General features: G+C 74.8%; 22 protein-coding genes. 15 read left to right on the top strand and 7 right to left on the bottom strand.

Annotated elements, in window-relative coordinates; genetic code table 11:
* The coding region (gene nhaA, locus A0J59_RS16980) for a Na+/H+ antiporter NhaA (RefSeq protein ID WP_082919135.1) at positions 1 to 1382 on the bottom strand (1382 nt) is incomplete at its 3' end.
* 417 nt (positions 1383 to 1799) lie between these two features.
* Between nhaA and A0J59_RS16975 the strand changes: the two genes are divergently transcribed.
* The 4 genes from A0J59_RS16975 (at position 1800) to A0J59_RS16960 (ending at position 5721) form a co-directional block, all read left to right on the top strand.
* On the top strand, positions 1800 to 2279 hold the full coding sequence (locus tag A0J59_RS16975; protein ID WP_064316901.1) for a nucleoside deaminase: 480 nt from the start codon (positions 1800 to 1802) through the stop codon (positions 2277 to 2279).
* A 68-nt stretch (positions 2280 to 2347) separates the two neighbouring features.
* Complete coding sequence (locus A0J59_RS16970; protein WP_047232786.1) at positions 2348 to 3823, top strand: NCS2 family permease; 1476 nt, start codon at positions 2348 to 2350, stop codon at positions 3821 to 3823.
* A gap of 84 nt (positions 3824 to 3907) precedes the next feature.
* Complete coding sequence (gene glp / locus A0J59_RS16965) at positions 3908 to 5257, top strand: gephyrin-like molybdotransferase Glp (RefSeq protein ID WP_064316900.1); 1350 nt, start codon at positions 3908 to 3910, stop codon at positions 5255 to 5257.
* A gap of 53 nt (positions 5258 to 5310) precedes the next feature.
* A complete protein-coding gene (locus A0J59_RS16960; RefSeq protein ID WP_053369942.1) occupies positions 5311 to 5721 on the top strand; it encodes a molybdenum cofactor biosynthesis protein MoaE in 411 nt (136 codons plus the stop codon).
* A gap of 187 nt (positions 5722 to 5908) precedes the next feature.
* On the opposite strand, the gene A0J59_RS16955 is transcribed toward A0J59_RS16960, so the two are convergent.
* Positions 5909 to 6175 (bottom strand): DUF456 domain-containing protein, encoded by a 267-nt coding sequence (locus A0J59_RS16955; RefSeq protein ID WP_064316899.1) that lies wholly within the window; start codon positions 6173 to 6175, stop codon positions 5909 to 5911.
* A 142-nt stretch (positions 6176 to 6317) separates the two neighbouring features.
* On the opposite strand from A0J59_RS16955, the gene A0J59_RS16950 reads away from it, so the two are divergent.
* On the top strand, positions 6318 to 6824 hold the full coding sequence (locus A0J59_RS16950; protein ID WP_156533129.1) for a hypothetical protein: 507 nt from the start codon (positions 6318 to 6320) through the stop codon (positions 6822 to 6824).
* 11 nt (positions 6825 to 6835) lie between these two features.
* Here A0J59_RS16950 and moaA read toward each other — a convergent pair whose 3' ends face one another.
* Complete coding sequence (moaA, locus tag A0J59_RS16945) at positions 6836 to 7942, bottom strand: GTP 3',8-cyclase MoaA (protein WP_064316897.1); 1107 nt, start codon at positions 7940 to 7942, stop codon at positions 6836 to 6838.
* Between the two features lie 260 nt (positions 7943 to 8202).
* Here moaA and A0J59_RS16940 point away from each other — a divergent pair, with 260 nt between their 5' ends.
* The 3 genes from A0J59_RS16940 to A0J59_RS16930 are packed head-to-tail and all read left to right on the top strand — an operon-like array spanning position 8203 to position 13321.
* Positions 8203 to 9477, top strand: a complete 1275-nt coding sequence (locus A0J59_RS16940; protein WP_064316896.1) for an XdhC family protein — start codon at positions 8203 to 8205, stop codon at positions 9475 to 9477.
* The gene (locus A0J59_RS16935; RefSeq protein ID WP_064316895.1) at positions 9477 to 10358 is read left to right on the top strand and encodes an FAD binding domain-containing protein; all 882 of its coding nucleotides are present in this window, start codon (positions 9477 to 9479) and stop codon (positions 10356 to 10358) included. Before A0J59_RS16940 ends, A0J59_RS16935 begins: the two co-directional genes overlap by 1 nt.
* On the top strand, positions 10355 to 13321 hold the full coding sequence (locus A0J59_RS16930; RefSeq protein ID WP_064316894.1) for a molybdopterin cofactor-binding domain-containing protein: 2967 nt from the start codon (positions 10355 to 10357) through the stop codon (positions 13319 to 13321). Before A0J59_RS16935 ends, A0J59_RS16930 begins: the two co-directional genes overlap by 4 nt.
* Before the next feature lie 43 nt (positions 13322 to 13364).
* Here A0J59_RS16930 and A0J59_RS16925 read toward each other — a convergent pair whose 3' ends face one another.
* Positions 13365 to 14042 carry an NTP transferase domain-containing protein gene (locus tag A0J59_RS16925; protein ID WP_064316893.1) on the bottom strand — a complete coding sequence of 226 codons (678 nt, stop codon included), beginning with the start codon at positions 14040 to 14042 and terminating at the stop codon, positions 13365 to 13367.
* Between the two features lie 247 nt (positions 14043 to 14289).
* On the opposite strand from A0J59_RS16925, the gene A0J59_RS16920 reads away from it, so the two are divergent.
* Together A0J59_RS16920 and A0J59_RS16915 are read left to right on the top strand one after the other, a co-directional pair.
* Complete coding sequence (locus A0J59_RS16920; RefSeq protein WP_064316892.1) at positions 14290 to 15447, top strand: SPFH domain-containing protein; 1158 nt, start codon at positions 14290 to 14292, stop codon at positions 15445 to 15447.
* Between the two features lie 2 nt (positions 15448 to 15449).
* Positions 15450 to 16526 (top strand): hypothetical protein, encoded by a 1077-nt coding sequence (locus A0J59_RS16915; RefSeq protein ID WP_064316903.1) that lies wholly within the window; start codon positions 15450 to 15452, stop codon positions 16524 to 16526.
* Positions 16527 to 16529: 3 nt separating this feature from the next.
* Here A0J59_RS16915 and A0J59_RS16910 read toward each other — a convergent pair whose 3' ends face one another.
* Entirely contained in the window at positions 16530 to 16940 is a 411-nt protein-coding gene (locus A0J59_RS16910) for a helix-turn-helix domain-containing protein (RefSeq protein ID WP_047232723.1), read from the bottom strand.
* A gap of 143 nt (positions 16941 to 17083) precedes the next feature.
* On the opposite strand from A0J59_RS16910, the gene A0J59_RS16905 reads away from it, so the two are divergent.
* On the top strand, positions 17084 to 17962 hold the full coding sequence (locus A0J59_RS16905) for an SDR family oxidoreductase (RefSeq protein ID WP_064316891.1): 879 nt from the start codon (positions 17084 to 17086) through the stop codon (positions 17960 to 17962).
* A gap of 63 nt (positions 17963 to 18025) precedes the next feature.
* On the opposite strand, the gene A0J59_RS16900 is transcribed toward A0J59_RS16905, so the two are convergent.
* Positions 18026 to 18409 (bottom strand): universal stress protein, encoded by a 384-nt coding sequence (locus tag A0J59_RS16900; protein ID WP_053369730.1) that lies wholly within the window; start codon positions 18407 to 18409, stop codon positions 18026 to 18028.
* Positions 18410 to 18454: 45 nt separating this feature from the next.
* The gene (locus A0J59_RS16895; protein WP_082919134.1) at positions 18455 to 19336 is read right to left on the bottom strand and encodes an IclR family transcriptional regulator; all 882 of its coding nucleotides are present in this window, start codon (positions 19334 to 19336) and stop codon (positions 18455 to 18457) included.
* 70 nt (positions 19337 to 19406) lie between these two features.
* Between A0J59_RS16895 and eda the strand changes: the two genes are divergently transcribed.
* From eda to A0J59_RS16875, 4 genes are all read left to right on the top strand, one after another.
* On the top strand, positions 19407 to 20066 hold the full coding sequence (gene eda, locus A0J59_RS16890; RefSeq protein ID WP_064316890.1) for a bifunctional 4-hydroxy-2-oxoglutarate aldolase/2-dehydro-3-deoxy-phosphogluconate aldolase: 660 nt from the start codon (positions 19407 to 19409) through the stop codon (positions 20064 to 20066).
* Positions 20067 to 20069: 3 nt separating this feature from the next.
* Positions 20070 to 21191, top strand: a complete 1122-nt coding sequence (locus A0J59_RS16885) for a sugar kinase (RefSeq protein ID WP_064316889.1) — start codon at positions 20070 to 20072, stop codon at positions 21189 to 21191.
* A gap of 87 nt (positions 21192 to 21278) precedes the next feature.
* Entirely contained in the window at positions 21279 to 21674 is a 396-nt protein-coding gene (locus tag A0J59_RS16880) for a hypothetical protein (RefSeq protein ID WP_156186358.1), read from the top strand.
* A 99-nt stretch (positions 21675 to 21773) separates the two neighbouring features.
* Positions 21774 to 22006, top strand: a 233-nt coding sequence (locus tag A0J59_RS16875) for a zf-TFIIB domain-containing protein (protein ID WP_172820078.1), incomplete at its 3' end; no start/stop codon positions are given.

Here is a 22006-nt window from a genome sequence, read left to right as displayed (position 1 = left end):
GCTCCCTCGCGCTCCGGTTCGTCGGCGCCGGGGGAGCACAGGGGCCAGCGCTCGCCGACGAACCGGAGCGCGAGGGAGCCGAGCACGGCAGCGACGAGCGAGCCGGCGAGGATGCCGATCTTGGCCTGCTCGATGAGGGCCTCGTCGTCGAACGCGAGCTCGGCGATGAAGAGCGAGATGGTGAAGCCGATGCCGGCCAGGATCGCCCCGCCGAGCAGGTGGGAGTAGCGCACGCGACCGGGGAGGTCGCCGAGCCCGAGGCGCAGGGCGAGCGTCGCGGCGCCGAAGATGCCGACGGCGTTGCCCACGACGAGCGCGACGGCGACGCCGATCGTCACGGGCGACGTCGCCGCGGTCCGGAGCGACTCGGCGTCGAGCTGCACGCCCGCGTTGGCGAGGCCGAACACGGGCACGACGACGTACGCGCTCCACGGGTGCAGGACGCGCTGGAGGCGTTCGCTCGTGGGCACCGCCGCGCGCGCGGCGAGCTCGGTGAGGTGCTCGCGCTCCGCCGTCGTCTCCTGCGCGAGGCGTTTGGCGTACTTGGGCACGACGGCGACGTCCACGGGCCGCGACGAGCGCGACGGCACGAGCAGGCCCACGAGGACGCCCGCGAGCGTCGCGTGGACGCCGGACGCGTAGACCGCGCCCCACAGCGCGATCCCGGCGAGCGCGTACGGGGTGAGCCGCCAGACGCCGAGCCAGCGCAGCGCGAGGATGACGACGACGAGCACGGCGGCGACGAGCAGCCCCGGGAGCCACAGGTCGTCGGTGTAGAAGAGCGCCATGACGGTGATGGCGCCGATGTCGTCCACGACGGCGAGCGTGAGGAGGAAGAGCCGGAGCTGGTCCGGGCAGCGCGGTCCGAACAGGGCGAGGATCCCCACGAGGAACGCCGTGTCGGTCGACATGACGATGCCCCAGCCGTGCTGCGCGGGGGAGCCGGCGTTGAACGCGACGTAGATGAGGGCGGGGACGGCGAGCCCGCCGAGCGCGCCGAGCGCGGGCACGGCGACGGTCCGGCGGTTGCGGAGCTCGCCGCTCGTCACCTCACGGTTGATCTCGAGCCCGATGACGAGGAAGAACACCGCCATCGCGGCGTCGTTGACCCAGTGGTGCAGGTCCATCTCGAACGACCACGGCCCGACGTGCCAGCCCGCCGTCGCCGACCACAGGTCGTCGTAGGCGCCGGACCAGGCGGAGTTCGCCCAGACCAGCGCGACGACGGTCGCGACGAGCAGCAGCACCGCGCCGCCCGCCTCGGTCGCGAGGAACGACCGCAGGGAGGGCGCGACGGGACGCAGCTGGAAGCGCAGCGGCGGGCCCGGCCGGGCGGGGACGCGGACGATCGGGAACGACGACGGCGGAGCGGGTTCGGTCACGGGGCCTCCGGGTGGTCGGGGACGGGCGACGCCCCCGGCGTCGGACCTTCGGTCGGTACCTGCGGTCCGACCGTGGGTCGGACCTGCGCTGGGACAACTCTTCCGGGCGGCAGTTCCTTCCGCAACGGGCCCGCGGGATCCGGTCTCTCCACCGGTTGTCCACACTGTGGAAAAGTTCTTCCGAAAGCCTTGTGTCGTCGGTCACGCGCTGCTAGCGTCGTGAATGCCAACGGCGGGCCCGGGCCGAGCGACACGCTCGGTGGTCGACGCGATCGATCCGACACCGGCAGCTACCTACCAGGCGGAAGTGACAACTCGCCTGCAGCGGCCCGCCGGCCGCCTCCTCCCGGGTCACCGACGAGCCGGAAGCCGGAGGCGGAGCACCCGGCGTCGCTGCCCGAACCGTGGAGACTCACCATGGACACTCTTGTCGTGGACGCAGCACACCTGGACCGAGCCGTCGCCCTCGCGGTCGACAGCGTCGCGAACGCCGGAGGACCCTTCGGCGCCGTGATCGTCACCGCCGACGGGCAGGTGTTCGAGGGCAACAACCGGGTCACGCAGGACAACGACCCCACCGCGCACGCCGAGGTCACCGCGATCCGTCGCGCGTGCGCCGCGCTCGGCACGTTCGACCTCACCGGCGCGACGCTCTACTCGAGCTGCGAGCCGTGCCCCATGTGCCTCGCGTCCGCTCTCTGGGCGCGCGTGCAGACCGTGTACTTCGCCGCCGACCGCCACGACGCCGCGAGCGCCGGGTTCGACGACGCGGAGTTCTACGAATTCTTCGCCGCCGACCCCGCCGACCGGAGCATGCAGGTCGTGCACGAGCGCACGGCCACCGCCACCGCGCCGTTCGACGCCTGGCGCGTCCTCGAGTCCCGGATCGAGTACTGACCGGCCGCCGCGCCGTTCAGCACCGCGATCTCGCACCGAAAGGACACAAGGACGTGACCCTCCTCGGCATGCGGCGGGAGACCGCCGAGAACGACGACGCACGCGGTACCGGCCCGGCCACCGGCCGGCTCGACCGCTTCTTCAAGATCACCGAGCGCGGCTCGACCACGGGGCGCGAGCTCCGCGGCGGCCTGGTGACCTTCTTCGCGATGGCGTACATCGTCATCCTCAACCCCCTCATCCTCGGCGGGACGAGCGCCGAGAACGCGCCCGTCGACGTCGCGGGCGGGTGGCTCCAGACGGCGCAGGTCGGGGCGATGACCGGCCTCGCCGCCGGCGGGCTGACCATCCTGTTCGGCCTCGTCGCGAACCTCCCGTTCGCGCTCGCTGCCGGGCTGGGCATCAACTCGTTCCTCGCCGTCGCCGTCATCGGCGACGTCACGTGGCCCGAGGCGATGGGGCTCGTGCTCGTCAACGGCCTGCTCATCGTCCTGCTCGCCGTGACGGGCGCGCGGTCGGCGATCTTCAACGCCGTCCCGCGCCAGCTCAAGGCCGCGATCACGGTCGGCATCGGCCTGTTCATCGCGTTCATCGGGTTCGTCGACGCGGGGTTCGTCACGCGCACCCCGGGTGGACCGCCTGTCCAGCTCGGCGACGGCGGGTCGATCACCTCGGTCCCGACGCTCGTGTTCGTCGTCGGTCTGCTGACCATGGGCATCCTCGTGGCGCGCAAGGTCAAGGGCGGGCTGCTCATCGGGCTCGTCGCGACGACGGTCGTCGCGATCGTCGCCGAGGCCGTGCTGCAGCTCGGTCCCGCGTCCGACGACAACCCCGGCGGCTGGCACCTCACCGTCCCGACGCTGCCGAGCTCCCTCGTCTCCGTGCCGGACCTCAGCCTGTTCGGGCAGTTCTCGTTCGGTGCGTTCGACCGGATCGGGGCGCTCGCGGCGACGATGCTCGTGTTCACGCTGTTCTTCACGAACTTCTTCGACGCCATGGGCACGATGACGGGGCTCGCCAAGCAGGGCGGCCTCGCCGACGCGGACGGCAACTTCCCGCGCATCAAGTCGGCGCTCGTCGTCGAGGGCGTGGGCGCGGTCGTGGGCGGCGCGACGTCGTCGTCGTCGAACACGGTGTTCGTCGACTCGGCCGCGGGCGTGGGCGAGGGTGCGCGCACGGGCCTCGCCTCGGTCGTCACGGGCGGGCTGTTCCTCGTCGCGATGTTCCTCACGCCGCTCACGGCGGTCGTGCCGATCGAGGTCGCGAGCGCGGTCCTCGTCGTCGTGGGCGCGATGATGATGGGCCAGATCAAGGAGATCGACCTCACCGACTTCACGGTGACGCTGCCGGTGTTCCTGACGATCGTGACGATGCCGCTCACGTACTCGATCGCGAACGGCATCGGCATCGGGTTCGTCACGTGGGTCCTGCTGCGGTTCGCGTGCGGCAAGGCGCGCGACGTCCACCCGCTCCTGTGGGTGGTCGCGGCCGGGTTCGTCGTGTACTTCGTGCGCGGTCCCCTGACCGCGGTCGTGGGAGGCTGACCTCGACATCGACCGCACGGCCGACGGGTCGCCCGCTCCTCCGGGTGGCCCGTCGGCGTGCACGGCACCGAGGGAGGACGTGGCATGGCCGGCAATTCGCGCGTGAGCGTCGACGAGCACCGCGCGGACGTGGCGGCGCTCCTCGCCCCCCTCGTCGAGGCGGCCCGACGGCGCACGCGCACCGAGGACGTCCTCCTCGCCGCCGCGCTCGGCCGGGTCCTCGCGGGCGACCTCGTCGCGCCCGTCGCCGTCCCGCTGTTCCGCAACTCCCAGATGGACGGGTACGCCGTCCGAGCCGCGGACGTCGCCGGGGCGAGCGCGGACGCGCCCGTCCGGCTCGCCGTCGCGGCGGAGATCCCCGCTGCGCCGGGCGTCCCGCCGCGGCTCGCGCCGGGCACCGCGGCCCGCATCATGACCGGCGCGCCCGTGCCCGAGGGCGCGGACGCCGTCGTCCCCGTCGAGGACACCGTGGCGGGGACGTTCGCTGGTGCGTCGCGGCCCGACGTCGCGGCTCCCACGGGGGACGATCCCGCCGGTCTCGGGGCGAGCCACGCCGTCGAGGTCCGGGTGCCGCGTTCGGCGGGGGACTTCGTGCGGGAGGCGGGCTCCGACGTCCGGTCCGGGGACGTGCTCCTGCCGGACGGCACCGTCCTCGCGCCGCACCACCTGGCCGCCGCCGCGGCGTGCGGGGTGGGGAGCGTGCGCGTGGTCGGCAGGCCGCGCGTCGCCGTCCTGTCGACGGGGTCCGAGCTCGTGGGACCGGGGGAGACGCCGGGGCCGGGGCAGGTCTTCGACGCCAACGCCGACGCGCTCGGGGCCGCCGTCCGGCGCGCGGGCGGCGACGTCGTGCTCACGGCCCGGTGCGGGGACGACGCGGCGCGGTTCGCCGCCGTGCTCGCCGAGGCGACCGCGGTCGCGGACCTCGTCGTGACGTCGGGCGGCGTGTCGCAGGGGGCGTACGAGGTCGTCAAGGACGTGCTCGGAGGCTCCGGCGCCCCCGGCGGTCAGGACGCCGATCGGGAGGTCGGACGGGCGGCCTCGCCGGGCGTCACGTTCCGGTCGGTCGCGATGCAGCCCGGCGGGCCGCAGGGGTTCGGCACCGTGCACGGGACGCCCGTGCTCACGTTCCCGGGCAACCCGGTGAGCGCCCAGGTGTCGTTCGCGATGTTCCTGCGCGAGCCGCTCGAGCGCGCGGCGGGGCTGCCCGCCGTCGACCGGGTCCGCACGGCGGTCCTCGCCGACGCGCTCTCGTCGCCCGCGGGCAAGCGCCAGCTCCTGCGCGGCGCGACCGGCCCCGGCGGCACGGTGCGCGTCGTCGGGGGAGCGGGGTCGCACCTCGTCGCGTCGATGGCGCGGGCGGACGTGCTCGTGGACGTCCCCGCCGACGTGACACAGTGGGACGCCGGGACCGAGGTGGAGGTACGAGAGCTGTGAGCGAGACGCAGGGCGAGTCCGCAGTCGCTGCCCAGGGTGCGGCGGCCGCGGGCGTGAGCCGCGTGACGACCGACGTGCTGGACGACGTCGTGTCGCGCGCCGTTGAGGAGGCGGTCGCGAGCCCGGAGTGCGGCGCCGTCGTGACGTTCCGCGGGGTCGTGCGCGACGTCGACGGCGGCCGCGGCGTGAGCCGGCTCGACTACGAGGCGCACCCCGACGCGACCGCGGTGATCCGGCGGTGCGTGGCCGGCGTGGCGGCCGAGACCGGGCTGCGGGTCGCCGCCGTCCACCGGTACGGGACCTTGGGGATCGGCGACGTGGCGCTCGTCGCGTCGGCGGCCGCGGGCCACCGCCGCGAGGCGTTCGAGGCGTGCTCGCTGCTCGTCGAGCGCATCAAGGCCGAGGTGCCGATCTGGAAGCGCCAGCACTTCGACGACGGCGTCTCGGAGTGGGTCGGGCTGTAGCGGCACGCTCCACGGGACTGCGCCGACGAACGCCGAGAGGCGAGAAGCGGCCCCCGGTCACGGCCGGGGAGGGGCTGCTTCTCGCCTCTCGTGCGTCGGGCTGCGGGATCCGCCGAGCGACGACGATGTCGGGCGGGACGCTCCCGGTCGCGCGCTCGTCGCGCGGGCCGGGGTTGGGACGGGTCGGTCAGCGCGCGGCCGGGCGGTTGTCGAGCAGCATGCCGATGCCGAGCCCGACGGCGGTGCCGAGGACGAGGCCGAACCAGCTCAGCACGACCGTCCCGACGACGGCGCCGATCGCCGCGCCCAGGACGCTCTTGGTCCCGGCCTTCCAGCTGTCGGACCGCTCGTCGGTGCGGTAGATCGGCAGCGCGGAGGTGGTGTTGTCCGGCGTCGTCGTGGGCGCGTCGGAGGTCGCGGGGCGGTTGGTGGGTGCAGGGGAGATCGTCGTCACGGCATCCATGGTAGGAAGGTCCGTCGCGCGTGACCTGGGCAGACGCGTCGTGGTGACCGGCTTCACCCTATGATCTGCGCCACCGCGGACGGCATACGGTGGTGCCCGCGGTGCGCGGAGCGAGGTCTGGTGAGGAGGTGCCGTGGGCAGTGCGCAGGAGCCGTCTCCTGAGCTTGCGGCACTCGCCGCACGAACAGGTGTCGGCGCGCCCGGGCCGGATGACGGCGAGCACTGGCGCTGGTGGGTGTACTCGAGCGCGGTCGAGGACCCGACCACCTGGACCGTCCTCTTTCGGCTGGTCTCCCAGGAGTCGGACCCTCACCTGGCGGAGTCCGTCGTTCTCCTGATGATCGAACGTGTCGACGCAGGGTCGGCGATGGAGTGGGTCGACCTTCTGCCGGCGGACTTCCAGGGCCTTCCGCGGGCGCGTCTGCGGGACGTCATGGTTCGCGACGGAGTTCTCGCAGGGCGACACGTCGCCGTCGACGACGTGTCGGGATGGACGCGCTGGCTCCAGCGTGAGGTCGCGGGGTCGTCGGAGTCTCAGGAGGTGCTGTCGGTGCTGGAAGCGTCGGGCGCGACGAGGCGGATCCGGGGACTGGCGCGCGAGCGGATGATCGCGCTACGTCGCCGCGACCGAGGGCACTGAGAGCCTCGGCCTCAGCCGCCGATCGCGCCCATGCTGCGCGACGTCGGCGCGAACGCGTCGGCGGCGAGCGTGGGGGCGTCGCTCCCGTGCGCGAGCGGCTTGCGCCACATCGCGCCCTGCCACGCGCGGGCGAGGGCGTCGTCGCGCTCGTCCTCGGTGAGGTCCGCGGAGCGCAGGACCGCGCGCAGGTCGGTCTCGTCGTCGCCGAACAGGCACGAGCGGACCGTGCCCTCGGCCGTGAGGCGCGTGCGGTCGCACGCGCCGCAGAACGAGCGCGTGACGGACGCGATGATCCCGACGGTCTGGGGTCCGCCGTCGACGAGCCACTCCTCGGCGGGTGCGGACGGGTCGTCACGGCCGACCTCGAGCAGGTCGAAGCGGGTGCCGAGCACGGCGAGGAGGTCCGTCGCGGAGACGAGGTCGTCCCGCGTCCAGTGCCCGTCGGCGTCGAGCGGCATCTGCTCGATGAAGCGCAGGTGGCACCCGTGGTCCACCGCCCAGGCGAGCAGGTCGGCCGCGCCCGCCAGCGTCTCGGGCATGAGCACCGCGTTGAGCTTGACCGGCGCGAGCCCGGCGGCGAGCGCGGCGCGGATCCCGGCGAGCACGTCGGGCAGGCGGTCGCGGCGCGTGAGGCGCGCGAAGTCCGCACGGTCGACGGAGTCGAGCGAGATGTTCACGCGGTCGAGGCCGGCGGCGACGAGCTCGTGGACGCGCTTGTCGAGCCCGATCGCGTTGGTCGTCAGCGAGAGCGACACGTCGGGCGCGGACGCGCGCGCGGCGCGCAGGATGTCCACGAGGTCGCGGCGCATGAGCGGCTCGCCGCCCGTGAACCGGACGTCGGTGATGCCGAGGCGGTCGACGGCGACGCGCACGACGCGGCCGATCTCGTCGGGGGTGAGGAGGTCCTCGCGGGGGATCGCGGGCAGCCCTTCGGCGGGCATGCAGTAGGTGCAGCGCAGCGAGCACTTCTCGGTGATCGAGATGCGCAGGTCGCGCGCCACACGCCCGTAGCGGTCGACGAGCGCGTCGGTCGCAGGACGACCCGGGTCGAGGTCCGGCGGGCCGGCCGCGGGCGCGACCGACCGGAGCCTGGGCATCCCGAGCGAGACCGCGGTCATGGCCCGATCGTAGACGTTCCTGACGCCGGACCCGTGACCAGCGGTTCCGACCCGTGCTAGCGTGGAGTCCGTCGAATGGAAGTTCACTTCCATTCAGCGGAACACTCGCGGAACATGTGGCGAGGGTTTCAGGGCGGATTCAAGCCCTGTGTTTCCGGCGCGTCACAGCGGACGCGACCTCGGACACGCAGGGGACTCACCGCAAGGGTTCACTGGAAGGACGCCGGTTCGCCGGCACCCTGGCGGAAGCGAGGCCCACGATGCTCCAGATCGTCGACCAGCTCGCCCCGTGGCTCGGCCCGGGGCAGCCCCCGTTCGCCGTCGCGACGGTGGTCGCGGCGTCCGGCTCCGTGCCGCGACCGGTCGGCACCGCGATGGCCGTGCGCGCCGACGGCGCCGTCCTCGGCAGCCTGTCCGGCGGGTGCGTCGAGGGCGCGGTGCACGCCGCCGCGCTCGACGCGATCGCCTCGGGCGCGAGCCACCGCGAGACGTTCGGCTACAGCGACGAGGACGCGTTCGCCGTCGGGCTGAGCTGCGGCGGCACGCTCGACGTCCACGTCCAGCCCGTCCTCCCCGGCGACGACGCGGCGCGCGCGCTCGCCGCGGTCGTGGCACGGCCCGACGGCGGTGGGGCGCCTGTGGCGCTCGTGCGCCGGATCGACGGATCGCGCCGCACGGCGGCGCTCGTCGACGATCCCGCGACCGCGAGCGAGCACGCCGTCGCCGCGGCGATCCGCGACCTCGTCGGACCCGACGCACTCGATGCCGCGACCGCGCAGGTGGTCGCCGTCCTGCGCGCCGGTGGCACGGCGACCGTCCACGCGGCGCACGGTGTGCCCGGCGCTGCCGCGAGCCCGTCGTCGCACCCGGGCCCGGACCGTGCACCCGCGCACGCGGACGCGTGCGACGAGGTCGAGCCCGTCACGCTGCTCGTCGAGACCCGCCTGCCCGCGCCGCGGTTCCTCGTGTGCGGGGCCAACGACTTCGCCGGCGCGCTCGTGCGGCACGTGCGCCTGCTCGGGTACCGCGTGACGCTGGTCGACGCACGCGAGGTGTTCGCCGACGCCCGACGGTTCCCCGAGGCGGAGGTCGTCGTCGAGTGGCCGGACCGGTACCTCGCTACGGAGGCCGGGGCGGGGCGCATCGACACCCGGACGGCCGTCGCGGTCCTCACGCACGACGCGAAGTTCGACGTGCCGCTCCTGCGGCTCGCGCTCGACCTGCCGCTCGCGTACGTCGGGGCGATGGGCTCGCGCCGCTCGCACGCGCAGCGGGCCGCGGCCCTGCGCGCGGAGGGCGTGACCGAGGCGGCGCTCGCGCGCCTCCGCTCGCCCATCGGCCTGGACCTCGGGGCCGTCACACCGGAAGAGGTCGCCGTCTCGATCACCGCGGAGCTCGTCGCGACCCGGCACGGCCGGGCCGCCGTCGTCCCGCTGAGCGGCACGGACGGGCCGATCCACGCCGACCCGCCGTCCGGGTCGCCTGCCCACCACCCCGCGACCGCGGCCGCGCCGCTCCCCGAGGAGGCCTCCTGATGGACCTGAGCACCGTCACCGACCTCGTCCCGACCGTCGACCCGGGCGAGTGGCGCGAGGGCGACGCCTGGCTCGCGGGCGGCACCGTCCTGTTCTCCTACGGCAGCCAGACGCTGCGGCGCCTGCTCGACCTGACGAGCGCCGGGTGGCCCGCGCTCACCGTCACCGACGACGGCCTCGAGATCGCGGCGACCTGCACGGTCGCCGAGCTGTGGGCGTTCGAGGAGAGCCGCCAGGCCGTGCCCGTGCGCGAGCGCTGGTCAGCGCTGGACCTCGTGCGCCCGTGCTGCGACAGCTTCGTCGCGTCCTTCAAGATCTGGAACACCTCGACCGTCGGCGGCAACGTCTGCACGTCCCTGCCCGCGGGCCCGATGATCTCGCTCACCGCCGCGCTCGACGGCGTCGCGGAGGTCTGGGGACCGGGCGGCACCCGGCGGACCCAACCGGTCGCCGAGCTCGTCACGGGCGAGCTGCGCAACACGCTCGCGCCGGGCGAGCTCCTGCGCGCGATCCGCGTGCCCGACCACGCGCTGCGCTCGCGCACCGCGTTCCGGCGCCTGTCCCTCTCGAACCTCGGGCGCTCGGGGGTGCTGCTGATCGGTCGGGTCGACCCGCCGGACGCCGGGGGAGGGTTCGTCCTGACCGTCACCGCCTCGACCCGCCGGCCCGTGCAGCTCCGCTTCCTCGCGGACGCGTCGCCCACGGCCGCCGACCTCGCCGCAGCGCTCGACGCCGCGATCCCGCCCGACCTCTACCACGACGACATCCACGGGCTGCCCGAGTGGCGCCGGGACATGACCTACCGCCTCGGCGAGGAGATCCGCTCCGAGCTCCTCACCGGGCTCCTCGACGGCACGACCTCGGACGGAGGCCTCCGATGACCACGCTCGACCCCCGCCCGGCTCCGCCCGTGACGATCGACGGCCGCGCGGCACAGGGCGAGCCTCGCGCCGGGCAGTGCCTGCGCACGTACCTGCGCGAGCAGGGCGCGCTCGGCGTCAAGAAGGGCTGCGACGGTGGCGACTGCGGTGCGTGCACGGTGCACGTCGACGGCGTGCCGGTGCACTCGTGCGTCTACCCCGCGCGGCGGGCGGCGGGCCACGAGGTGACGACCATCCAGGGGCTCGCGGCGACGTCGTGCGCCGGCGGTGGGGTCGATGGGGACGAGCGCGGCGTGTGCGACCACGACCCCCACGGCCCGCAGGACGCGCTGCACCCCGTGCAGCGGCAGTTCCTCGACGCGCAGGGGTTCCAGTGCGGGTTCTGCACCGCCGGGATGATCATGACCGCCGCGACGTTCGACGACGCGCAGCGCGCGAACCTGCCGCGCAACCTCAAGGGGAACCTGTGCCGCTGCACCGGCTACCGCGCGATCGAGGACGCCGTCCTCGGTCGCGGCGACACGACGGGGACCGCCCCGGGCACGGGGGAGCGCGCCCCGTCGGGCGCTGACCATGCCTCTCCCTCGAGGGACCACGCCTCTACCTCGGCGGACCGCGCCTCTACCTCGGCGTTCGGGCGGGACGTCCCCGCGCCGGCCGGGCGCGGGGTCGTCACCGGGACGGCGCGCTACACGCTCGACGTCGACCCCGCCGATTACCCGGGCCTGCTCCACATGAAGCTCGTGCGGTCGCCGCACGCGCACGCGCGGGTCGTCGCGATCGACACCTCCGCGGCGCTCGCGGTGCCGGGGGTGCACGCCGTCCTCACGCACGAGGACGCGCCCGCGACCCGGTTCTCGACCGCGCAGCACGAGCTGTTCACCGACGACCCCGACGACACGCGGGTCCTCGACGACGTCGTGCGGCACGTCGGACAGCGCGTCGCCGCCGTCGTCGCCGAGACCGTCGCGGCGGCCGAGGAGGGCGTGCGCCGGGTCCGCGTCGAGTACGAGGTGCTGCCCGCCGTCGTCGACCCCGAGGAGGCCATGGCGCCCGGCGCCCCGCTCGTGCACCCCGAGCTCGACGCCGCCGACGCGCGCGTCTCGCGCCCCGAGGCCAACGTCGTCGCCGAGGTGCACTCCGAGCTCGGCGACGTCGAGCGCGGTCTCGTGGAGGCCGACGTCGTGCACGAGGCCACGTACCGCACCCACCGCGTGCAGCACGCCGCGCTCGAGACGCACTGCGCCGTCGCGTCGCTCGACGACGACGGGCGGCTCGTCGTGCGCTCGTCCACCCAGGTCCCGTTCCTCGCGCGGCGCCACCTCGCGCGCGTGCTCGACCTCGACCCGGAGCGCGTGCGCGTGCTGTGCGAGCGCGTGGGCGGCGGGTTCGGCGGCAAGCAGGAGGTGCTCACCGAGGACGTCGCGGCCCTCGCGACGCTGCGGCTCGGACGGCCCGTGCAGCTCGAGCTGACCCGCACCGAGCAGTTCGTGGGCACGACGACGCGCCACCCCTTCCGCATCCGGGTGCGCGCGGGCGCGCGTCGCGACGGGACGCTCACCGCGCTGCACCTCGACGTGCTCAGCAACACGGGCGCGTACGGCAACCACGGCCCCGGGGTGATGTTCCACGGGTGCGGCGAGTCGCTCGGGGTGTACCGGTGCGAGAACAAGAAGGTCGACGCCCACTGCGTCTACACGAACACCGTGCCGGCGGGCGCGTTCCGCGGGTACGGGCTGTCGCAGATGATCTTCGCCGTCGAGTCCGCCGTCGACGAGCTCGCGCAGCAGCTCGGCATGGACCCGCTCGAGCTGCGGCGGCGCAACGTCGTGCTCGACGGCGACCCCATGCTCTCCACGCATCCGACGCCCGAGGAGGACGTGCTCTACGGCAGCTACGGGCTCGACCAGTGCCTGGACCTCGCCGCGGACGCCCTCGCGCGGGGCCGGGCCCGCGACGTCGCCACGTACGGGGCGGGCGTGGGGTCCGGGCCGGACGCGCTCCCGGACCTCGGCCCCGAGTGGGGCGTGGGCGAGGGCACCGCGCTCTCCATGATCGACACGGTGCCCCCTCGCGGGCACTACTCCCATGCGCGCGTGCGGCTGCGGGCCGACGGCGTGGTCGAGGCCGAGGTCGGGACCGCCGAGTTCGGCAACGGCACCACGACCGTCCACGCCCAGCTCGTCGCGAGCGCGCTCGGGCAGGACGCCGGGGACGTCGTCGTGCGCCAGTCCGACACCGACCTCGTCGAGCACGACACCGGCGCGTTCGGGTCTACCGGCACCGTGGTGGCGGGCAAGGCGTCTCTGGCGGCCGCGCAGGACCTCGCCGAGGCGGTGCTCAAGGTCGCCGCCGGCGTCGCGGGCGCCGCGCCCGGCGACTGCCGGCTCGTGCCCGGCGGCGTCGACTGCGCCGGGACGGTCCTGCCGCTGGCCGACGTCGCGCGCGCGGCGGCCGACGCCGGGATCGCACTCGTCGCTGAGGGCCGCTGGGGCGGCACCCCGCGCTCCGTCGCGTTCAACGTCCACGGCTTCCGGGTCGCGGTGCACCGCGGGACGGGGGAGATCCGCATCCTCCAGTCCGTCCAGGCCGCCGACGCCGGCGAGGTCGTCAACCCGCGCCAGTGCCGCGGCCAGGTCGAGGGCGGCATCGCGCAGGCCCTCGGCGCGGCGCTCTACGAGAACGTGATCGTCGACGAGACGGGCCGCGTGACGACGGACATCTTCCGCCAGTACCACCTGCCGACCTTCGCGGACACCCCCCGCAGCGAGGTCTACTTCGCGCGGACGTCGGACACCGTGGGCCCGATGGGCGCGAAGTCGATGAGCGAGAGCCCGTTCAACCCGGTGGCCCCGGCGCTCGCCAACGCGATCCGCGCCGCGACGGGCGTGCGATTCACGGAGCTCCCGCTAGCCCGAGACCGGGTCTACCTAGGTCTGAAGGCTGCCGCCACCGCCCGCTGAGTGCATGAAATAGTCGCGTCGAACGGCCTCGGGCGCGACTATTTCATGCACTCAGCGGGGGGGCGGGTGGGGGGTCGAGGAGGTCGAGGTCGGCCTCGGTGTCGAGGTCGCGGCCGTCGCCCGGGTGGTCGACGACGTCGATCAGGTCGGCGTGGGTGCGCAGGAAGTCGCGCGCGCCGTGGTCGTCGTGGGCGCTCGCGGCCGCGGGCGCGGCGAGCGCGGCGTCGAGCACGAGCGGGTGGGACCAGCGCGGGCGGTCCGTTCTCGCCGGAGCTTCCGGGCCGACGGCGGCGGCCCAGCGGGACGCGGCCACGCGGCCGGGGCGGTGGGCGGCCAGGAGGCGCGCGACGTCGTCGGGCACGACTCCGGGCTGGTCCACGTGCGCGACGACGACCCGGGCGGGAGCGAGGTCGAGGGCGGCGGCGACGCCGACGCGCAGGGACGACGCCATGCCGGACGACCAGCCCGGGTTGTCGACGACGCGGACCCGGGGGTCGTCGAGCCGCGACCCGGAGCGGACGCGCTCGGCCTCGGCGCCGAGGACCACGACGACGGCGTCGCACCCGCCCGCGAGGAGGACGGCGGTCGCGTGCTCGACGAGCGTGCCGCCGCGGTGGGGGAGCAGCGCCTTGGGCCCGCGCCCGAGCCGCGTCCCGGCCCCGGCCGCGAGGAGGACGGCGACGGTGGGCGTCGCGGGCGCGGGCGTCGGCGAGGTCGGCACCCGGCCAGGATAGGCCGCCGCCGAACCCGGGATCCCTCCTCGGACGGCCGCCTCCGCGGGGAGCGACCCCGGGTTCGGCGGCCCGAGAGCGACCCCGCGGGGACCAGTCGGTTTTACCAACCCTTGGGCGTTTCATCGGCGGGCTGGGATGCCGCTATGCTCGGCGCGCCGGGGCGACCCCGGCGGGCCGGGTGCCCGCACGCCAGGTCGGCCGCGGCCGTCCCGCACGACGAGCGAAGGAGTCCGGATGAGCTTCATGGAGAAGCTGCGCGGCCAGCTGATCGACATCATCGAGTTCCTCGACGAGAGCAGGGACACGATCGTCTGGCGCTTCCCGCGCCAGGGCAACGAGATCAAGAACCAGGCGAAGCTCGTCGTGCGCGAGGGGCAGAGCGCCGTCTTCGTCAGCGAGGGCCGGCTCGCGGACGTGTTCGGGCCGGGCACGTACACGCTCGAGACCAAGAACCTGCCGATCCTGTCGACGATCCAGGGCTGGAAGTACGGGTTCAGCTCGCCGTTCAAGGCGGAGGTGTACTTCGTCGCGACGCGCCAGTTCACCGACCTCACGTGGGGCACGCAGAACCCGGTGATCCTGCGCGACTCGGAGCTCGGCGCGGTCCGCATCCGGGCGTTCGGCACGTACGCGCTCCAGGTGGTGGACCCCTCGGCGCTGCTCCGACAGCTCGTGGGGACCGACCCGCAGTTCCGCACCGACGAGATCGGCGACTACTTCCGCCGCCTCGTGGTCGGCCAGCTCGGCCCGGCGCTCGCGGAGGCCGGCGTCGCGGCGATCGACCTCGCCGCGAACCAGCGCGAGATCGCGACGCGGCTCGCGGGCCAGCTCTCGGAGGACCTGTCGGAGTACGGCATCGCCGTGCCGCGCTTCGTCCTCGAGAACGTCTCCTTCCCGCCCGAGGTCGAGGCGGCGCTCGACAAGCGGACGCAGATGGCTGTCGTCGGGAACCTCGACCAGTACACGAAGTTCCAGGCGGCGAACGCGATCGAGACCGCGGCCGCCAACCCCGGGGGCGCGGGCGACGGGCTGGGGCTCGGCGCCGGCATGGGTCTCGGGGCGGCCATGGGGCAGCAGCTCGCGCAGTCGCTGGGGACGACGGCGGCCCAGCCGACCCCGGCCCCGGCGCCGCCCGCCGGTCCGCCGCCCCTGCCCGCCGCGGAGTCGCCCTGGTACTGGGCGGTCGGCGGCGCCCAGTCGGGGCCCGGCACGACGGCGGACCTCGCGGACCGTGTCCGGTCCGGCGAGGTGACGCGCGAGTCGCTCGTGTGGCAGCAGGGGATGGCCGCATGGACCGCCGCGGGCGAGGTCCCCGCGCTCGCGCCGCTGTTCGCGGCGACGCCCCCGCCGCTGCCCCCGGCCGGAGCCCCGACCGGTCCGGCGGCGGGCTGACGGTGAGCGACACCCAGGGAGAGCTCGTCCGCACGCGCTGCGACGCGTGCGGGTCGCAGCTCGCGTACGCGCCGGGGACGCAGCACCTGCGCTGCGTCGCGTGCGGCGGGACGGTCGCGATCGTGCACGCGCCGGGCGACGCCGTCGACGAGCACTCGTTCGACGCGTGGGCCGCGGCGCAGGGCGGGGCGCGCGCCGGGATCCTCGACGCGCGGCTGCTCACGTGCGACGGCTGCGGCGCGACGACGCAGGGCACGGACCTGTCGGTCGCGTGCCGGTTCTGCGGCGGGCACCTCGTCGCGGCGGCCGAGACGGACGGTCTGGTGCAGCCGGAGGCGGTCGTGCCGTTCGGCGTGGAGCAGGCGCAGGCGCGCGACGCGTTCCGGCGCTGGGTGCGCTCGCGCTGGTTCGCGCCGGGCGAGCTGAAGAAGGTCGGGGACACGGAGTCCCTGCACGGCTCGTACGTGCCCCACTGGACGTTCGACGCGCGCACGTCGTCGGCGTACTCGGGGCAGCGCGGGGACGCCTACTACGTGACCGTCAAGAACGGGGACGAGGAGCGCCAGGAGCGGCGCGTGAGCTGGACGCCCGTCTCCGGGCACGTCGCGCGTGACTTCGACGACGTGCTCGTCCCCGCGACGTCGCAGGTGGCCGAGCGTGACCTGTCGAAGCTCGGCCCGTGGCCGCTGTCGCACGCGGTGCCGTTCCGCGCCGAGTACCTCGCGGGGTTCGCGGCGGCCCGGTACGACGTCGAGCCCCCGGCAGGTCTGGACCGCGCGAAGCAGAAGATGGCGCCCGTGATCAAGGACGACGTCGAGCGCGACATCGGGGGCGACGAGCAGCGGGTCGGCTCGATCCGCACCGCCTACGCGGACGTCATGTTCAAGCTCGTGCTGCTCCCGCTGTGGATCGCGACGTACGTGTACGCGGGCAAGCAGTGGCAGGTCATGGTCAACGCCAACACGGGCCAGGTGATCGGGCGGCGCCCCTACAGCGTCGGCAAGATCGTCCTGGCCGTGCTGGCCGGGCTGCTCGTCGTCGCCGCGCTCGTGTTCTGGTACCTGCGCTCGCAGACATGAGCCTCAGGCGTCCCGGCGCTCGTCGTACGCGCGCTGGGACGCCGCGACCTCCGCGACCGAGCCCTCGAGGACGTCGAGCAGCCCCGTCAGGCTGTCGGCGACGCGGCGCCCGAGGTCGGTGAGGGAGTACTCGACGTGCGGCGGGATGGTCGCGCGCACCTCGCGCACGACGATGCCGTCGCGCTCGAGGGACTGGAGCGTCTGGGCGAGCATCTTCTCGCTGACCCCGTCGATGCGGCGCCGCAGCGCGTTGAACCGCACCGCGCCGTCGCGCAAGCCCGCGACCGTGAGCACGCCCCACCGTCCGGTGACGGCCTCGAGGACGTGCCGCGACGTGCAGCCGCGCTGGAAGACGTCGGCCACCATCGCGTCGGTGGGTCCGGGGTCCTCCACGAGGCGTGCGTCGGTCGTCATCGCCCCAGGATACGGCGCCGGCCACGATTGCAGCACTGTGAGATAGGTCGCACGCTCTTCTGGTTTGCACTTTCGAAAAGTAAGCGCATGCTGGGACGGCACGGCCGTCCGGTCGTGCCCTCGCGCACCGAAGGAGCCCTCGTATGTCCATCGCCGTCACCGGAGCCAGCGGCCACCTCGGCCGCCTCGTCGTCGAGTCCCTCCTCGCGCACGGGGCGGACCCGTCCCAGGTCGTCGCCGCCGCGCGCAGGACGGCGAAGGTCGCCGACCTCGCCGACCGTGGCGTCCAGGTCCGCGAGGCCGACTACGCGCGACCCGAGACCCTGGCGGTGGCGCTCGCGGGCGTCGACGTGCTCGTGCTCGTCTCGGGCTCCGAGGTCGGGCAGCGCGTCGAGCAGCACCGCAACGTGGTCGACGCGGCGCGGGCGGCGGGCGTCTCGCGCGTCGTCTACACGAGCGCGCCGCACGCCACGACCTCGGCGCTGGTCCTCGCGCCCGAGCACAAGGCCACGGAGGAGCTCCTCGCCGCGTCGGGCCTCGCGACCACGATCCTGCGGAACAACTGGTACACCGAGAACTACGTCGGCGACGTGCTGGGCGCCCGGGAGTCCGGCGAGCTCGTGTCGAGCGTGGGCGACGGCCGCGTCGCGAGCGCGAGCCGCGCCGACTACGCCGAGGCCGCCGCGGTCGTGGCGCTCGCCGCGCAGGCGGACGCCGCCGCGCACGCGGGGGCCGTGTACGAGCTGAGCGGCGACGTCGCGTGGACGTTCGACGACCTCGCCGCCGCGGCCGCCGAGGTGCTCGGGCGTCCCGTCACCTACCGGCGCGTGAGCCCCGACGAGCACCGGGCGTTCCTGCTCGGGGCGGGGCTGGACGAGGGCACGGCCGGGTTCGTCGTCGCGCTGGACGGCAACATCCGCGACGGGCTGCTCGCCGAGACGTCGGGGGAGCTCGCACGCCTGCTGGGCCGCCCGACGACCCCGCTGGTCGACGGGCTGCGCGCCGCCGTCGCGCAGGGCTGAGAGGTTGCGACGCGGCCGTCCGGGGGACCGGGCGGCCGCGTCGCGACACCCGTCAGGAGGGCGTCAGTGGGACGCCTTGACGACGAGCACCGGGACGGGCGAGTCGAGGAGCACGCGCTGCGTCGTGCTGCCGAGCAGGAACTTGCCCACCGGCGAGCGTTTGCGCGCCCCCACGACGACGACGTCGGGCGCCGTGCGCTCGGCCTCGTCGATGATCGCCTCGGCCGGGTCGAGGTGCTCCGACCGGTAGGTGATCTCGGGACGCGCGACCCCGGCGGGGAGCGTGTCGAGCAGGTGCGCGAGGGTCGCGGGGACGCCCGCGTCGGCGTCCTGCGGGGTGAGGACGAGGACCGCGAGGGCGGTCGAACGGTGGACCGCCTCGGCGACCGCCGCCCGGAACGCGGTCTCGCCCTGCGGGGAGTCGTTGTACGCCACGAGGACGGTCATCGCGCGGGCCCTTCCGTCATTCCGTCGTGCTGCGGTTGAACTCTCTCACAGGGCGGGCCCCGTCGCCGGTCGACGGGTGCCCGGCAGCGGGGCGCCCGCGAGCACCGCCTCCGGCACGGCGAGCGTCGGCGGCAGCAGCGGCGGGACGACGTCGCGCAGGACCGACTCGATCTCACGACGCCGTCGTGCGCCGAGGCGCTCGGCCGGCGCGGTGACGCTCACGGCGGCCACGGACTGCCCGCCCCGCAGGATGGGGAGGGCGACGCAGCTGATGCCCGGCTCGTTCTCCTCGGTCTCCGTCGCGAACCCGCTCGCCCGCGTCTCGTCGCACGTCGCGCGGAGGGCGGCGGGCGTGACCGGGTGCTCGTCGGGGGCCGCCGCGGCGTACCAGGCGAGCGCGCCGTCGTCGAGCGGCCGGTGCGCCAGCAGCGCACGCCCGAGCGCCGTGGTGGCCGCGGGGCGGCGACGGCCCACGGCCGACCAGACCCGGACGGCGCGCGCGGGCTCGACCTTGTCGAGGTAGACGATCTCGGTCCCGGCGAGGGCGCCGAGGTGGACGAGCTCGTCGGTCGCCCGGCACACCGCGACGAGCACGGGGTGCAGGAGCGCGGGCAGGTTCTCCTCGCCGAGATACACCGTCGCGAGGGCGGTCGCCCCCGGCCCGAGCCGGTAGTCGCCCGTCGTGGCGTCCTGCTCGGCGTAGCCGCGGTAGCGCAGCGCGGCGAGCGTGCGGTGCAGCGAGGCCTTGTGCAGCCCGAGCGAGCGCGAGAGGTCGCCGAGCGCGACCCCGGCCGGACCGGCCCCGGCGAGCGCCTCGAGCACGGTCAGCGCCTTGTCCACGCTCCCGAGCGGGCTGCCGCCCGGGCCGGCCGTCGGTTGCTCGTCGCGCTGGGGGGTTCCCGACGGCGTGGTCCCGGCTTCCGCCATCGTCGCTCCTTCGCCTAGAGTTCGTTCCGTAGTGAACAACAGGCGTTCACCATAGCGAAACGGAGCGAAGATGTCATCCCACGGACCCCTGGAGGCGATCGCACGCGCGCGCGTCGTGCCGGTCGTCGTCGTCGACGACGCGGAGCAGGGCGTGCTCGTCGCGAGCGCGCTGCGCGACGGCGGCCTCCCCGTCGCGGAGGTGACCTTCCGCACCGCGGGCGCGCGCGCCGCGATCGCGGCGATCGCGCGCGAGGTGCCGGACGTGCTCGTCGGTGCGGGGACCGTCGTCAACGCGGCCCAGGTCGACGAGGCCGTCGAGGCCGGCGCCCGCTTCCTCGTCTCGCCCGGGCTCTCGGCCGCCGTCGTGCGCCGCGCGCAGGAGGTCGGGGTGCCGGTCCTGCCCGGGGTCGCGACGCCGTCGGACGTCATCGCCGCGCTCGACCTCGGCCTCGACGCCCTGAAGCTCTTCCCCGCGAACGTCGTCGGCGGTCCGGCGGCGGTCAAGGCGTTCTCCGCGCCGTTCCCCGGCCTGCGCTTCGTGCCGACCGGCGGCGTGAGCGCCGCCAACCTCCTGGACTACCTCGCGCTGCCGTCCGTCCTGGCTGCCGGCGGCTCGTGGATGGTCGACGCCGCGCTCGTGCGCGCGGGCGACACCGCCGAGATCACCCGCCGGACGCGCGAGGCCGTCGAGCTCGCCGCGACCGCCCCGCACCCCGCCGAAGGAGCCTGACCCGTGCCCGACACGTCCCAGAACCAGCCCCCGCTCGCCGTCCGCCCCGCCGCCGAGTGCGCCTACGACGTCGTCGCTCTCGGCGAGGTCATGCTCCGTCTCGACCCGGGCGAGCGCCGCATCAAGACCGCCCGCAGCTTCGACGCCTGGGAGGGCGGCGGCGAGTACAACGTCGCGCGCGGGCTGCGCCGGGCGTTCGGGCTGCGCGGCGCGGTCGTCACCGCGCTCGCGGACAACGAGGTCGGCCGGCTCGTCGAGGACCTCATGCTCACCGGCGGCCTCGACACGCGCTGGGTGCAGTGGCGCGAGTACGACGGCATCGGGCGCACCGTGCGCAACGGGCTCAACTTCACCGAGCGCGGGTTCGGCGTCCGCGGGGCGGTCGGCGTCTCCGACCGCGGCAACACCGCGATCGCCCAGCTCCGTCCCGAGGACGTCGACTGGGACGACGTGTTCGGCCGCGGCGTGCGCTGGTTCCACACCGGCGGGATCTTCGCTGCGCTGTCCGAGTCGTCCGCCGACGTCGCGGAGGCGGCCATGGCCGCCGCCCGTCGCCACGGCACCGTCGTGTCCTACGACCTCAACTACCGCCCGTCGCTGTGGAAGGGCATCGGCGGCGTCGAGCGCGCGCAGGAGGTCAACCGCCGTCTGGCCCGGTACGTCGACGTGATGATCGGCAACGAGGAGGACTTCACGGCCTCGCTCGGCTTCGAGGTGGAGGGCGTCGACGAGAACCTCACCGACCTCGACACCGGGGCCTTCCGCGCGATGATCGCGCGGGCCGCCGAGGAGTACCCCAACTTCCAGGTCATCGCGACGACGCTGCGCGGCGTGAAGACGGCGACCGTCAACGACTGGGGCGCGATCGCGTGGTCGCGCGTGCAGGGCTTCGCCGAGGCGACGCACCGCCCCGGGCTGGAGATCCTCGACCGCGTGGGCGGCGGGGACTCGTTCGCGTCGGGCCTCGCGTACGGGCTCATGGAGCTCGGCTCGATCCACGAGGCGGTCGAGTACGGGGCCGCGCACGGCGCGCTGGCGATGACGACGCCGGGCGACACCTCGACGGCGTCCCTCGCCGAGGTCCGCAAGCTCGCGTCGGGCGGCAGCGCGCGCGTGCAGCGCTGACCGGGCCGCCTCCCGTCTCCCGCCGTGCCGGGCCGCAGGACCAGGGTTAGTGTGGTCGGGCTGTCGGCGGGAGGCGGGAGGTGCGGCGTGGCTGGTGGGGCCTTCGTGCCCGGGCTGCCACGCCGCGGCGCCGAGGAACCTCCCGACCTGGTCCGCGCTCTCGAGCACGCCCGCATCCTCCGCGCGGCGGGGGACCCCGGTGGGGCCGCCCAGGTCCTCGACCGGGCCTTCGCCGCCGAGGGGGTGCGCACGCGGAGCGTCGCCGAGCGTGTGCGGTTCCGGGCCCTGGTGCTGCGCGCCGACCTCGCGCTCGCGCTGCACGACGAGGCCGCGGCAGAGCGGTTCCTCGAAGGGGTGGAGTGGTTCCGGGCCGGGGCCGACTTCCTCCCGCGGGTCGCCGAGGCGCTCGCCGCCCTCGACGACGAGGTCCACCGCGCCGACGAGCTGCGCGACCGGCTCGCGAGCGAGCGCCGTACGGGCTGACGCGGCCGGCCGGGAACCGCGCGTGCGGGAGCCGCGTTGGACTCCGCAGTACCCGTGCGGGCGCCGACCGTGCCCGGCCCATCTCGCGAGGAGGCAGACATGCTGTGCCCCACCGACCAGACCGTGCTCGTCATGACCGAGCGCAAGGGCGTGGAGATCGACTACTGCCCGACGTGCCGCGGGGTGTGGCTCGACCGCGGTGAGCTCGACAAGATCATCGACCGCTCGCTGGAGAGCGAGATCGCCGCCGAGGCCGCGGGCCCGGCCGCTGCCGCACCCACCGCCCCCGCGGCCTCGGCGGCGATCTCGCTCTCCAGCGAGCGGTCGATGAT

This window comes from Cellulosimicrobium sp. I38E (assembly GCF_001647255.1).
Taxonomy (GTDB): domain Bacteria; phylum Actinomycetota; class Actinomycetes; order Actinomycetales; family Cellulomonadaceae; genus Cellulosimicrobium; species Cellulosimicrobium cellulans_E.
The sequence above is the reverse complement of the archived record's forward strand: the minus strand, read 5'-3'. Positions and strand labels throughout refer to the sequence as shown.

What these genes read in the sequence shown, in the direction of transcription:
- A0J59_RS16970 (WP_047232786.1), top strand. Translation starts at nt 2,348, where the DNA reads ATGCGGCGGGAGACCGCCGAGAACGACGACGCACGCGGTACCGGCCCG.
- eda (WP_064316890.1), top strand. Translation starts at nt 19,407, where the DNA reads ATGTCATCCCACGGACCCCTGGAGGCGATCGCACGCGCGCGCGTCGTG.
- A0J59_RS16895 (WP_082919134.1), bottom strand. Translation starts at nt 19,336, where the DNA reads ATGGCGGAAGCCGGGACCACGCCGTCGGGAACCCCCCAGCGCGACGAG.
- A0J59_RS16930 (WP_064316894.1), top strand. Translation starts at nt 10,355, where the DNA reads ATGACCACGCTCGACCCCCGCCCGGCTCCGCCCGTGACGATCGACGGC.
- moaA (WP_064316897.1), bottom strand. Translation starts at nt 7,942, where the DNA reads ATGACCGCGGTCTCGCTCGGGATGCCCAGGCTCCGGTCGGTCGCGCCC.
- A0J59_RS16935 (WP_064316895.1), top strand. Translation starts at nt 9,477, where the DNA reads ATGGACCTGAGCACCGTCACCGACCTCGTCCCGACCGTCGACCCGGGC.
- A0J59_RS16940 (WP_064316896.1), top strand. Translation starts at nt 8,203, where the DNA reads ATGCTCCAGATCGTCGACCAGCTCGCCCCGTGGCTCGGCCCGGGGCAG.
- A0J59_RS16905 (WP_064316891.1), top strand. Translation starts at nt 17,084, where the DNA reads ATGTCCATCGCCGTCACCGGAGCCAGCGGCCACCTCGGCCGCCTCGTC.
- A0J59_RS16910 (WP_047232723.1), bottom strand. Translation starts at nt 16,940, where the DNA reads ATGACGACCGACGCACGCCTCGTGGAGGACCCCGGACCCACCGACGCG.
- A0J59_RS16920 (WP_064316892.1), top strand. Translation starts at nt 14,290, where the DNA reads ATGAGCTTCATGGAGAAGCTGCGCGGCCAGCTGATCGACATCATCGAG.
- glp (WP_064316900.1), top strand. Translation starts at nt 3,908, where the DNA reads ATGGCCGGCAATTCGCGCGTGAGCGTCGACGAGCACCGCGCGGACGTG.
- A0J59_RS16900 (WP_053369730.1), bottom strand. Translation starts at nt 18,409, where the DNA reads ATGACCGTCCTCGTGGCGTACAACGACTCCCCGCAGGGCGAGACCGCG.
- A0J59_RS16975 (WP_064316901.1), top strand. Translation starts at nt 1,800, where the DNA reads ATGGACACTCTTGTCGTGGACGCAGCACACCTGGACCGAGCCGTCGCC.